General features: G+C 62.0%; 11 protein-coding genes. 5 read left to right on the top strand and 6 right to left on the bottom strand.

Features of this window, described 5'->3' with window-relative positions:
• Positions 1-75: 75 nt before the first annotated feature.
• On the bottom strand, positions 76-483 hold the full coding sequence (locus NL528_RS16820) for a DUF4332 domain-containing protein (RefSeq protein ID WP_309183798.1): 408 nt from the start codon (positions 481-483) through the stop codon (positions 76-78).
• Between the two features lie 44 nt (positions 484-527).
• Positions 528-893 carry a DUF2267 domain-containing protein gene (locus tag NL528_RS16825; RefSeq protein WP_309183799.1) on the bottom strand — a complete coding sequence of 122 codons (366 nt, stop codon included), beginning with the start codon at positions 891-893 and terminating at the stop codon, positions 528-530.
• A 336-nt stretch (positions 894-1,229) separates the two neighbouring features.
• On the opposite strand from NL528_RS16825, the gene NL528_RS16830 reads away from it, so the two are divergent.
• The 3 genes from NL528_RS16830 (at position 1,230) to NL528_RS16840 (ending at position 5,749) form a co-directional block, all read left to right on the top strand.
• Positions 1,230-2,849, top strand: coding sequence for a helicase HerA-like domain-containing protein (locus NL528_RS16830; protein WP_309183800.1), 1,620 nt, complete (start codon positions 1,230-1,232; stop codon positions 2,847-2,849).
• A 165-nt stretch (positions 2,850-3,014) separates the two neighbouring features.
• Complete coding sequence (locus tag NL528_RS16835; RefSeq protein ID WP_309183802.1) at positions 3,015-4,346, top strand: glycosyltransferase family 87 protein; 1,332 nt, start codon at positions 3,015-3,017, stop codon at positions 4,344-4,346.
• A complete protein-coding gene (locus tag NL528_RS16840; protein ID WP_309183804.1) occupies positions 4,346-5,749 on the top strand; it encodes a M20/M25/M40 family metallo-hydrolase in 1,404 nt (467 codons plus the stop codon). Before NL528_RS16835 ends, NL528_RS16840 begins: the two co-directional genes overlap by 1 nt.
• Before the next feature lie 244 nt (positions 5,750-5,993).
• Here the strand turns inward: NL528_RS16840 and NL528_RS16845 are convergent, their stop codons facing one another.
• Positions 5,994-6,773: a class II aldolase/adducin family protein gene (locus NL528_RS16845; RefSeq protein WP_309183805.1), complete on the bottom strand. Its 780-nt coding sequence runs from the start codon at positions 6,771-6,773 to the stop codon at positions 5,994-5,996.
• 116 nt (positions 6,774-6,889) lie between these two features.
• Positions 6,890-8,539 (bottom strand): glycosyltransferase family 39 protein, encoded by a 1,650-nt coding sequence (locus NL528_RS16850; RefSeq protein ID WP_309183806.1) that lies wholly within the window; start codon positions 8,537-8,539, stop codon positions 6,890-6,892.
• Positions 8,540-8,880: 341 nt separating this feature from the next.
• On the opposite strand from NL528_RS16850, the gene NL528_RS16855 reads away from it, so the two are divergent.
• Together NL528_RS16855 and NL528_RS16860 are read left to right on the top strand one after the other, a co-directional pair.
• Positions 8,881-9,783, top strand: a complete 903-nt coding sequence (locus tag NL528_RS16855) for a DUF308 domain-containing protein (protein WP_309183807.1) — start codon at positions 8,881-8,883, stop codon at positions 9,781-9,783.
• Positions 9,784-9,956: 173 nt separating this feature from the next.
• Entirely contained in the window at positions 9,957-10,370 is a 414-nt protein-coding gene (locus tag NL528_RS16860; RefSeq protein WP_309183808.1) for a MucR family transcriptional regulator, read from the top strand.
• Positions 10,371-10,379: 9 nt separating this feature from the next.
• Here NL528_RS16860 and NL528_RS16865 read toward each other — a convergent pair whose 3' ends face one another.
• Both NL528_RS16865 and NL528_RS16870 read right to left on the bottom strand, forming a co-directional pair.
• Positions 10,380-10,808 carry a SufE family protein gene (locus tag NL528_RS16865; protein WP_309183810.1) on the bottom strand — a complete coding sequence of 143 codons (429 nt, stop codon included), beginning with the start codon at positions 10,806-10,808 and terminating at the stop codon, positions 10,380-10,382.
• Between the two features lie 91 nt (positions 10,809-10,899).
• The gene (locus NL528_RS16870; RefSeq protein ID WP_309183811.1) at positions 10,900-11,292 is read right to left on the bottom strand and encodes a DUF5330 domain-containing protein; all 393 of its coding nucleotides are present in this window, start codon (positions 11,290-11,292) and stop codon (positions 10,900-10,902) included.
• Positions 11,293-11,597 lie beyond the last annotated feature (305 nt).

Consider the following 11,597-nt stretch of genomic DNA (forward strand, 5'->3'; position numbering starts at 1 on the left):
TGCGCGGTCCGCGCAAGCGAGTCAAGGCAGGAGAGCCGGCCAAGCACGCCGGCAGGGTCGGCTTTGTAACCCGGCTTAGTAGCTGATTTTCGGCTGCAGCTTGCGCGCATGCGCGATCAACTGCCCGACCGACTTCTCCGACGGCATGACGCGGAGGAGCTTGCGCTTGCTATTCACGTCTTTCATGTTCTGGGCAAGGCGCGCGGGATTACGGAGCGCCAGTTCACGGACCGTGGGGACGCCGGCGGCGCGCACCAGTCCGACCTTTGCCTTGCCCATCCCGGGAATCCGCATGTAGTCGGAAAAATTGGCCCATTCGAGCAGTTGCTGTTCGCTGATGCCGGTCTTCGCGGCCAGCGCCTTGCGCCCTTTGACTGTACTCGCGGCTTCAAGCAACGCTTCGGTGGTGCGAATGCCAAGCGATTTCAGTTTCGAAGCGGAATAGGCGGTCAAGCCATCAATCTCGGAAAGGGGATATGTCATGATACTCGATATGCAAAGAAAATTGCGCAGGCCGAACGGTGCTGCTAAGCGAACTGGCTCAGGCCCGGCGTCCCCGAAATAATTTCGCCCATTTGATCCGCTCCGATTTTGTCGCGGCCGAACCGGAAAAGTTCACGCGCGATGCTCTGAATCTCGCCCATGCCCAAACCAAGCGCCATCAGCTTGGTACCGAGCGCCATCAAGCCGCCGCCCATCAACCTGGAGAGCCCGCCATTGCTGCTCGAGGCCGCGATCGCAGCTTCCGCACCTGGAATTTGGTCGATCAGAGCCTGGACCTTGTCCGAAGGCCCCTCGTTACGGAGGAATCCCAGAACGATGCCGATGGTTTTTTCAGCGACAATGCTATCGATGCCAGCCTTCGAGGCCAGCCTTCCAATCAATTCGTCCATATTGCCCCGCCCTCAGCCGGTTGATTACCGGGTCATTTGCTTGTGAATTTATCTTGATCGCCTGCGACCTGAAATACAAGCGATGACCGCACACCAAGGCGATTTTCGACTGAGATCGCGCGGCGAGTGTTGCAGCAATGCAATTGATTCAGGTCAAGTTGCCGCAGCGCGTCCTCCGTTTGCCTACCGGGGATCGGAGAAAAGTATGACGAGCATGGTTTTCGCGGCGGCGCGATAGGTCCATGTCCGCTGACGGTTTCAATCGACGGGCAGGATGCGCTATGATCGGGTTGCTTGCTGACCGAACCTCCCCGATACGCGCGAAGAGGCGATGCGATGGCCACCCCCGATAACAAAACCGCCGATACCGACGAGAATATTTTTATCGGCAAGGGTGACGAGACAGTCTGGCTGACGCTCGCGCTTGCAAATCGGCACGGCCTCGTCACCGGCGCGACCGGAACCGGCAAGACCGTGTCGCTGCAGGTGATGGCGGAAGGGTTTGCGCGTGCCGGCGTTTCCGTTTTTGCGGCCGATATCAAGGGAGACTTGTCCGGGATCTCCGAAGTCGGCGAGGCCAAGGATTTTATCGTCAAGCGGGCAGGCGAGATGGGCCTGACCTTCCAGCCGGACCAGTTCTCGACGGTATTTTGGGACGTGTTTGGCGAACAAGGCCATCCGGTCCGCGCCACCGTCACGGAAATGGGGCCGTTGCTGCTGTCGCGGATGCTCGATCTGAACGACGTGCAGGAAGGTGTCCTCAATGTCGCGTTCCGTGTCGCGGACGAGAACGGCCTGGCGCTAATCGATATGAAAGATATTCGCGCGCTGTTGGACGCGATCGTCCCCGACACGACCAAGAAGGGTGCGGACGCCGACGATCCGCTGGCGCCGATCAGAAAGGCCGCGCAAGGCTACGGCAATGTCACCAGGGCGACGGTTGGAACCATTCAACGCCAGCTTCTGGTGCTGGAAAACCAGGGCGGGACGAAATTTTTCGGCGAGCCGGCACTGTCGCTGAAGGATTTCATGAAAACCGACCGCGACGGCCGGGGCATGGTCAATATCCTCGTCGCGGACAAGCTGATGCAGAGCCCGCGGCTCTATGCGACCTTCCTGTTGTGGATGCTGTCGGAACTGTTCGAGGAACTGCCGGAGGCCGGCGACCTGCCCAAACCGAAAATGGTGTTCTTCTTCGACGAGGCGCATCTGTTGTTCAACGATGCGCCGAAGGCTTTGATGGACAAGATCGAACAGGTGGTGCGGTTGATCCGTTCCAAGGGCGTCGGCGTCTATTTCGTCACGCAAAACCCGATCGACGTGCCGGACAAGGTGCTCGCCCAATTGGGCAACCGCGTGCAGCACGCGCTGCGCGCCTTCACGCCGCGCGACCAGAAGGCGGTGACCGCGGCGGCGCAAACTTTCCGGCCCAACCCGAAGCTCGACACCGCCCGGGTCATCATGGAACTCGGCAAGGGCGAAGCCCTGGTGTCGTTCCTTGAAGGGGGCGGCACGCCGGCGATGGTCGAGCGCGTCATGGTGCGGCCGCCATCGGCGCGGATCGGACCGATCACGCCGGAGGAGCGCAAGGTGATCATGGACAACAGTCCGGTGAAGGGTAAATACGACACGGCGATCGATGCCGAATCCGCTTATGAGATCCTGCAGAAGCGCGTCGCCGGGATGGCGGCGCCGGCGGATGGGTCGGATGGCGGCACTGGCGGCGGAATCCTTGGACAGATCGGCTCGATTGTCGGCACCATCTTCGGTACCAACGTATCGCGCGGCCGGATGTCGACCGGGCAAATCATCGCGCGAAGCGTCACGCGCTCGGTCACCAACAAGGTGGTCGGCGGCGCCGTCGCCGATCTCGGCAAATCGATGGGCGGCTCGATCGGCGGTTCGGTCGGGCGCGCGCTGGTGCGCGGCGCGCTCGGCGGATTGCTGCGGCGCTAGTGTCGCGCACCACCTTCCGCGGAAAGTATGGATTGCTTCGTCGCTTCGCTCCTCGCAATGACGAATTTAGAAGTATTCGCTCGTCATTGCGAACGAAGCGAAGCAATCCATGGTATCGCCGCTGAACCAAAGAATGGATAGCTTCCTGATGTCCGGAACGAGCTTGTGCTGAGATACCCATCGCTGCGAGCGCCGCTCGATATCCTGTTCTTGATCTGCTGTATCGCGCTGACGGCCGATGTCATCGCCCCCGAGATTTGGGGGCACGGCAAGACCAAGGACTATCCGCTATGGTTCTGGGCCGGGCAGCAGGTGCTGCAGGGCAGGGATCTCTACCCCAGCGATCCCGGCGCCTATTTCGAATTCATCTATCCGCCGCTGCCCGCGGTCCTGCTCGCGGTGCCGAGCTTCTTCGGCAAGATACCGCTGTATCTGTGCCTGTCGTTGCTCAACATCGTCGCCTGGTGGATGACGGCGCAATTCTCGCACGCGATGACCGGATCGGACCGCAAGCCCGGGGTTTGGCTGGAAGCGTTGCCGGGCATCGTCACCGTGACCTTCGTGTTCGACATGTTCGATCTCGGCCAGCCGAACCTGATGCTACTGGCGATGATGCTGTATGGGTTCTGGCTGCTGCGGCGGATGCGGCCATGGATGGCGGGCAGCATGTTTGCGCTGGCGACCGCGATCAAGGTTTTTCCAGTGGCGGTGTTGCCCTATCTCATCTGGCGCAAACAGTGGACCGCAGCCGCCAGCATGGTGGTTTTCCTAGGGCTGTTTCTGTTCGTGCTTCCGGCGCCGTTCCGCGGTTACCAGCACAATGTCAGGGAGTTGAAGACCTGGTACCAGGGCATGATCGGGTCGAGCTCCGAGAAGGGCTTCGGACAGCGCGACGAGCAGAACTGGTCGTGGGTCAATCAGTCCATCATCGCGATGACGCACCGGCTGACGCGCCCGGTCAATTACGGCCAGGACGATCCGACCCAAATCAAGCCCGCGCGCTACATGAATGTCGCCAATCTCGATTTCAAGACCGCGAACCTGATCGTCGTGGCGGTCTCGCTTCTGATCGGGCTCGGCTATCTCGCGGTGATGCCGAAGGCTTCGCGCCGGACCGAACGGTCCGACGCCGAAGAGATCGGCATCCTGTTTTGTCTGATGACGGTCGCCTCGCCGCTGGCCCGACAATATTATTTTATGTGGCTGTTCTTTCCGATGACCGTGCTGATGCATCGCGCCGCCTACGACCCGCGTCCGGCCGTCAGGGCCGGCACCTGGGCCTTGCTGGCCGTTGCGGGCGGTCTGATGCTGCTGTCGCTTCCGGTGTTCCCGATCGATTTGCAGGCTTTCGGCAATAACCTCGCCGCAACCGTCGTGCTGGTGGCAGGGCTGGTCTGGCATATGCTGCATCCGCTCGTCGCGGACGCCTTGCCTCCGGCCGCAAGCGGGCTACAACGTGGCGCAGATCATAACGCCCACAGTCAGGGAATATCGTGATGTCCAACCCAAAGCTTCAGCCGGTCCTCGACCGCATCGACGCCGATTTCGACAACAGCCTCGAGCGGCTGTTTGCGCTGCTGCGGATCAAGTCGATCTCGGCCGATCCGGCCTTTGCCGGCGATTGCAAGACGGCCGCCGATCATCTCGCCAAAGACATTGCGTCGCTTGGATTTGCGACCGAGGTCAGGCCGACCGCCGGTCATCCCGCCATTGTCGCCAAGGCCAATGGCAGTACCGACGGCCGGCCGCATGTGCTGTTCTACGGCCATTATGATGTACAGCCGGTCGATCCGCTCAATCTCTGGCATCGTCCGCCGTTCGAGCCCGTCGTTACCGATCACGCCGATGGGCGAAAGATCATCGTCGCGCGCGGCGCCGAGGACGACAAGGGCCAGTTGATGACCTTTGTCGAGGCCTGCCGCGCCTGGAAATCGGTGACGGGGTCGCTGCCGGTCGATATCACCATCGTCATCGAAGGCGAGGAAGAAATCGGTTCGAAGAACTTCGTTCCATTTCTCGAAGCGAACAAGGCGGACCTCAAGGCCGACTTCGCGCTGGTCTGCGATACCGGCATGTGGGATCCGAACACCCCGGCGATCACCACGCAGCTGCGCGGACTCGTCTATGACGAGGTCAAGATCAAGGCCGCCAATCGCGACCTGCATTCCGGCATTTTCGGCGGCGGCGCGCAAAATCCGATCCGGGTGCTGACCCGCATTCTAGGCAGCCTCCATGACGAGAACGGCCACATCACCATTCCCGGCTTCTACGATGGCGTGAAGGATTTGCCGCCGGAAATCCTGGCGCAATGGAAAAACCTCAACCTCACGCCCGAATCGTTCCTGAAGCCGATCGGCCTCTCGCTTCCCGCCGGCGAAAAGGACCGCCTGCTGATCGAGCAGGTCTCCTCGCGTCCGACCTGCGACATCAACGGCATCATCGGCGGCTATACCGGCGAGGGTTCGAAAACGGTGATCCCCGCCGAAGCGTCGGCGAAGGTTTCATTCCGGCTGGTCGAGGGCCAGATCCCCGAAAAGATCCGCAAGGCTTTTCGCGACTATGTGACGTCGCGTCTGCCGGGCGATTGCAAGGCCGAGTTCACCGATCACTCCAACGCACCGGCGATTGCGCTCGACTGGAACATGAAGCCGCTGGCGGCTGCCAAGCGCGCGCTGACCGACGAATGGGGCAAGGAAGCGCTCCTGATCGGTTCCGGCGCCTCGATCCCGATCGTGGCGGATTTCAAGCGCACGCTCGGCCTCGATACCGTGCTAGTCGGCTTCGGTCTCGACGACGACAACATCCATTCGCCGAACGAGAAGTACGACCTGAAGAGCTTCCACAAGGGCATCCGCTCCTGGGCTCGGATCCTGGGCGCGTTCGCGGACGCGGCGCGGTAACGACAGTATCCAGCGCGTGTCCCGGACGCGGTGCACTGCGCCGCAGAGCGGCGCGGTGAACCGCAGAGCCGGGACCCATGATAGTCGAAGCTTGGGTCCCGGCTCTGCGGAGCAGCGTGAAGGACGCTGCACCGCGTCCGGGACACGATCATCAAAAATAAAAACGCCGCCCGGAATTGGGCGGCGTTTTGATTCGGTCGTGCAGAGGTCGTTGGACGCGATCTTACACGGAAACGGTAAAATTTCAATTCTTGTAGCTGGGGTCGATGCGGTCGAGCTTGCGCAATAGCGGCGGCCAGACCAGCGTGGTCGAGCGCAATTCCGCGCGGTCGCGGTTTGAGAGCAGATTGGTGTTCTTGTCGACCACGGCCTCGTCGACCGGATAGGCGGAAGGCCCCAGCATGCGGGTGCGGACCTGCATGGTGCAGGCGCGTTCCAGATGATACATGCGCTCGAAGGCGGAGGCGACCGAGCGGCCGACCGTCATCGTGCCGTGATTGCGCAACAGCATGTGGTTCTTGTTGCCGAGGTCCCTTTGCAGGCGAGGGCGCTCGTCATGATCGAGCGCGATGCCTTCATAATCGTGATAGGCGAGATCGAAGGTGACGAGCTGCGCGGTCTGGTTCAGCGGCAGCAGGCCCTCCATGCAGCTTGAGACCGCGGTGCCGTCGGGGGTGTGGAGATGCAGCACGCAGCCGGCGTCCTCGCGGACTTCATGGATCGCTGAATGGATCGTGAAGCCGGCCGGGTTGATGCTGTAGTCGCTCTTGGTGAGCTGGTTGCCGTCGAGATCGACCTTGACCAGGCTCGAAGCGGTGATTTCGTCGAACATCAACCCGTAGGGGTTGATCAGGAAGTGATGCTCCGGTCCCGGCACGCGCGCCGAGATGTGGGTGTCGACAAGATCGTCCCAGCCGTACAGCGCGACCAGGCGATAGCAGGCGGCGAGATTGACGCGCTGGTTCCACTCCGCATCCGTCATGTCCGACGGCACTTCCTTCCGGCGAGCTTCGGCGGGCGACATGAGGTATCTCCGTGTGAATGGCTGATTTGACCGAGAGCCTAGCCCTGCGCCCGGTCCGCAGCAAGGCGCGGGCCCGGGGTGGCAGATATGCTTTCGGACGGTGAGTGAGTGCCGCCTTACGGCGCCGGTATCGAGAGCAGGCTGGAGATGCTGCGGCCGCGGATGTCGTAGACGCGGGCAAACACCACGTCGTCGCGCTTGATCTCCACCAGCACCGGCGCGGTCAGGCCTTTGCAATAGAACTCGCCGAGCGTCATGGCGAAATCGGCGGAATGGCTGTCCCAGCCGATGGTGAAATCCGGACCAAGCGCGACCTGCGCCGGCCGCTGCGGACCGCAGACCGCGACCTTCCACTTGCGACCGTGGGGCGGCGCTTCCTGCCGCTCGGTCAGTTCCTCGCGCAGGCCGTCGGAGGCCTGCTTCAGCGCCAGACCCCAGTAATCCAGCATGAACAGATCATCGGCGGCGCGCACGGTGCCGGCGATATGGTTGAAGTGCGTGTACTGGTAGGGGTGCAGGCGGATCATTTCGCCGAGCGGCAGCAGCAAGCCGAACGCGAACACCGCCAACGCCACCGGCTGCCAGCTGCGGCGGTTCTCTCGCAGCCGGTCCATGCCGCGGGCGAAGGCAAGGCCCGCGAGCACCGTCATCGGCGGGATCACGAAAATGAAATGGCGGATGCCGTTGTAGAGCGCCGGCCGTTTCACCATCGCAATCAAGAGCGGCAGCGTCGCCGCCAGCGTCAGCATCAGCAGAACCGTCTTGCGGCGGCCCGGCACGTCAGGCCGCGACAGCGACATCAACGTGCCGATGACGCCGGCAACCAACAGTGCAAGCAGCACTTCGGGAAGCTGCAGCGCGAATAGCGTCGGCAGATAGGACCACGGCATGTCCGGGACCGACACCAGCGCGCCGTCGAACATTTCCTTCCAGGGCTTTTCGAAGAAATGCGAGAAATAGGTCAGCGCCTCGAACGGGTGTCCCGGCTCCATGATCGACCATGGCCAGATCAGGCCCATGAGGAGATAGCCGAACGCGAGACCCGGCAGCAGCACGTAAACCACATGGGCAAAGCGATGCGCCGCTTCGCGCGCTCCCTGCGTGCGGTATTCCTCGAGCAGCAGCGGCACGAAACCGGCCACCGCGTAGACCAGGGCCAGCCCGCCGAGGACCCGGCAGCCGATCGAAAGGCCGGCGCCAAATCCGACGATCAGGATGGTTCGCGGCGACGGCTGGGGATACTCCTCCGCCAATCGGACCAGGCCCAGGATCAGGATCACCATCGCCACCGCGAAAGGCGCGTCCTTCGGGTTCATGAACATGTGGCCGTAGAAGGTCGGGCACAGCGCCAGCAACAGCAACGTGGCGAGGCCCGCGAGCGGGCCGCCGACGCGCCGTCCGAGCCGCCATGTCACAGCAAGGCCGATGACGCCGACGACGGCGCCGAGCAGGCGGCGCGTTTCAAATAGTTCTAGCGGGATGACCTTGTGCAGCAATGCTGCCGCCATGTCGAAGCCGCCGCCATACATATAGAGATTGGCGAACGACAGCGCGCCGGTATCCCTGAACCCGGAACCGTACATGCGCAGCAGGAGGTCGGCATATTCGGCGTGGGTATAATCGTCCCACCCCAGTCCGTAATCGCGGAAGGTAAGGCTTGCGACCAAAGCGACCGCGCCCAGCACAATGATGGCGAGTTCGTCGCAAGTCCGCTCCAACGAGCGCCTCGCCGGCGTTTCGATGGCCGAAGTCGTGATGGATGACATGGCTATTGGTAACCCGGCGTCCCTTTGGCCCAGCGTTGGCGCTTTTGGGCCTCATTCCCCGGCATCCATATAGCGCAGTTCCCTTTCCAAGTAATTGGCAATTGTGGCGTAATTTTCCTGATGCAACGCAACATATGGCATATCAATTGGTAGACGGTAAAAATACGGGCGGGGCCGGGCGGGCCGGCGAGCCGCAAAGTGTTGACCGGAATCTTCCAGCCGAGGGCCGATTTTTGGGGAACCGGCTCCGTAATTGCCGGTTGGCGATGCACACAATATGACGGTATCGTGGCGTTGGCGGCTTGCGAGTGTTTCGAGCGCGGCTGCAGGGGGTGAGTTCGATGATGGTTGTCATGTTGGTCGCCGGGTTTGGCTTCGTTTTGGCGGGCCTGCTGGCGATCGGCTTCGGTATCCCGGTCAAGGAGTTCAGTTTCGGCAATACGCTGATTCTCACGGGCGTTATCGGGGTTTGCACCGGCGCAATCATGCTCGGCCTTTGGATGGCCGTGCGGGAGTTGAAAAACGTCGCGCGGCGGCTTGGCGCGGGAATCTCGGCCGAACCGCACGGGGAAGTCGTGGCACAGCCGCTGGCCCCGCGCGCGCCAGCGCCGGGCGATGGCGGCTTTCTGTTCAGTCGCGACCAGCCGCCCGCAGCCGAGCATGCCGGCTACGCCGAACCGGCCGCGCCCGCAGCGCCGCGGCCGTGGCATGAAGAAGCCGCCTCGCGCGATCGCCCGCGCAACGAGGTGCCGCCAGAGACCGAGCCGGCCGAGGCCGCACCGCCCGCCAAGCCAAAGCGCAACCTGCTGTTTTCCTCGTCGTCGCGGAAAGAGCGCGAGCGCGCCCAGACCCGAACCAGCGAACCGTTGCCGCCCGATATCCTGTCACCGGAGCTTCGCCCCAATCCACCGGCAGCACCTCCACCGCTCGAAGCAACCGAAGCGCCGCCCGCTTCCTTCGACACTGCCTGGCCAAAATCGGAACGGCCGAGGTCGCCTGGCGAGGTCTCGCCGCAGCGGTGGAGTCCCAGGCCACCCTCGACGCCATCCTCGACATTCAGCGAAAATGCCGCCACCGGGCGAAACGAGGATCAGCCGCAGGTCACGGTCCTGAAGTCAGGCGTTGTCGAAGGGATGGCCTATTCGCTCTATTCCGACGGTTCGATCGAGGCGCAAATGCCGGAAGGCATGATGCGCTTTGCCTCGATCGACGAATTGCGCTCGCACCTCGATCAGCGCCCCTGAGCGGGCAATACTTGCAGCAAAATCCATTTTGAAAATAAAACACCGTTGTTCTTGTCAGATTCCCGGCGATCCGCTCATATTCGTCAAGTCGTGCAAGGTTCCGCAGCGTATAGACGTGGCCGGATACTGTCAGAATCGCGCGGCCCGTCCGCAATCCGAGGGAAGGTTGAGCCATGACCGATGCCGCCGGCAAGACGCCAGTCGAACTCACCGCCAGTATCGTATCGGCATATCTAAGCAACAATCCGACCCAGGCGTCGGAAATTCCGAACCTGATCAGCCAGGTTCATGCCGCGCTGATGCGGGTATCGACCGGCCGGGTGGAGGCGCCGCTCGAGCCGGCAAAGCCCGCGGTTTCCATCAAGAAATCGATGACGCCGGAATATCTGGTCTGTCTCGAGGACGGCAAGCGCTTCAAGTCGCTGAAGCGCCATCTGCGCACGCAGTACAACATGACGCCGGAGCAATACCGCGACAAATGGGGGCTTCCGGCCGACTATCCGATGGTCGCGCCGAATTATGCGGTGGCCCGTTCGCAGCTCGCCAAGAAGATGGGGCTCGGCCAGCAGCAGCGGAAGCGGAAATAGGCGCTATTTTCAGGAAGCGGTGGCGAGCGCCTCGCGCGCATCGGAGCGAATGCGCTCGACCATCGAGCGCAGGCCGTTGGAGCGCTGCGGCGTCAGGTGCTCTCGGAATCCGAATTCGTCGAACACCGCGATCGCGTCGGTCGACAGGATCTGCTGCGGCGTGTGCCCGGAATACAGCGTCAGCAGGATCGCAATCAGGCCGCGGACGATGTGGGCGTCGCTGTCGCCGAGATAATTCAATCGCGGTTCGCGATTGCCGGTGCGATCGATCTGCTTCGAAAGCCAGACTTGGCTGGCGCAGCCATTGACCTTGTTGGTCGCGGAATGCTCGGCCTCCGGCATCGGCGCCAGCATACGGCCGAGTTCGATGACGTACCGGTAGCGGTCGTCCCACTCGTCCAGCAGCGCAAAATTATCCCTGATTTCGTCGATCGTCATCGTGGCCTGGGTCCAATCCTGAAACCGTTATATAGGATCGCAGGCGGCCGAAAGCGACGAAAATGGAACCAGTTCCGCGCCTAATTTGCGGTCACGGCGCCGGCGGCACGCGCCATTCGACGGTCATATCGTCCAGCGTCAGCGTGTCGCGGGGCGCTGCGACGGTGAGCGGAGCGTCGATATTCTCGCCACCGCTGATCGAGCCGGTGTGATCGGGCGCCTTCTTGTCGGTGATGATCTGATACAGCTTGCGGGCGCCCTCGGTCGCGCGCTGGCCGATGGCGGTTGCGGCCTGCCCGCCGACTTCGCAGGCCGCCGGCTGGCGCTTGCAGAATTGGCTCATGTCGGACACGGCTGCGGTCGCAGCCGATACGGCCTCGGACGCGCCGATCTGCGGCATCTTGTCCGATGCAGGTGTCTTTTCCCTGGGCAACAGCACGAGCACAAGCCCGAGCCAGAATGCCATGCGAAGCAGGAAAAACATCTCGCGACCCCGATGATTTCTTTTGGTTGAATTGCGGTTGATGCCGCCGTTTGCTCCTGACTAGCAGCCGTCGATAAATCGTAAGTGTTTGCATTGAGGTAAACTCGCCGAAAATTGGCTGAAAATCCGACTGATTTGATTCGATGTAAATTTTCGATTGATATCATCTTGGCGCGTGAACTCCGCTCGCCCTGCGCGTCCACCATTTCGAAACCATAGCGCGAACGCGCTGGAAACCCGACGTTCACCATCCGCGTCGAATGCGCATCGCATCCTGCGTCAAACCCCCGCGAATGTCAGGTGTT

The organism is Bradyrhizobium sp. Ash2021, assembly GCF_031202265.1.
Lineage (GTDB): Bacteria > Pseudomonadota > Alphaproteobacteria > Rhizobiales > Xanthobacteraceae > Bradyrhizobium.

Excerpts from the sequence above, each read along its gene's own strand:
- NL528_RS16820 (WP_309183798.1), bottom strand. The coding sequence starts at position 483 with ATGACATATCCCCTTTCCGAGATTGATGGCTTGACCGCCTATTCCGCT.
- NL528_RS16825 (WP_309183799.1), bottom strand. The coding sequence starts at position 893 with ATGGACGAATTGATTGGAAGGCTGGCCTCGAAGGCTGGCATCGATAGC.
- NL528_RS16830 (WP_309183800.1), top strand. The coding sequence starts at position 1,230 with ATGGCCACCCCCGATAACAAAACCGCCGATACCGACGAGAATATTTTT.
- NL528_RS16840 (WP_309183804.1), top strand. The coding sequence starts at position 4,346 with ATGTCCAACCCAAAGCTTCAGCCGGTCCTCGACCGCATCGACGCCGAT.
- NL528_RS16845 (WP_309183805.1), bottom strand. The coding sequence starts at position 6,773 with ATGTCGCCCGCCGAAGCTCGCCGGAAGGAAGTGCCGTCGGACATGACG.
- NL528_RS16850 (WP_309183806.1), bottom strand. The coding sequence starts at position 8,539 with ATGTCATCCATCACGACTTCGGCCATCGAAACGCCGGCGAGGCGCTCG.
- NL528_RS16855 (WP_309183807.1), top strand. The coding sequence starts at position 8,881 with ATGATGGTTGTCATGTTGGTCGCCGGGTTTGGCTTCGTTTTGGCGGGC.
- NL528_RS16860 (WP_309183808.1), top strand. The coding sequence starts at position 9,957 with ATGACCGATGCCGCCGGCAAGACGCCAGTCGAACTCACCGCCAGTATC.
- NL528_RS16865 (WP_309183810.1), bottom strand. The coding sequence starts at position 10,808 with ATGACGATCGACGAAATCAGGGATAATTTTGCGCTGCTGGACGAGTGG.
- NL528_RS16870 (WP_309183811.1), bottom strand. The coding sequence starts at position 11,292 with ATGTTTTTCCTGCTTCGCATGGCATTCTGGCTCGGGCTTGTGCTCGTG.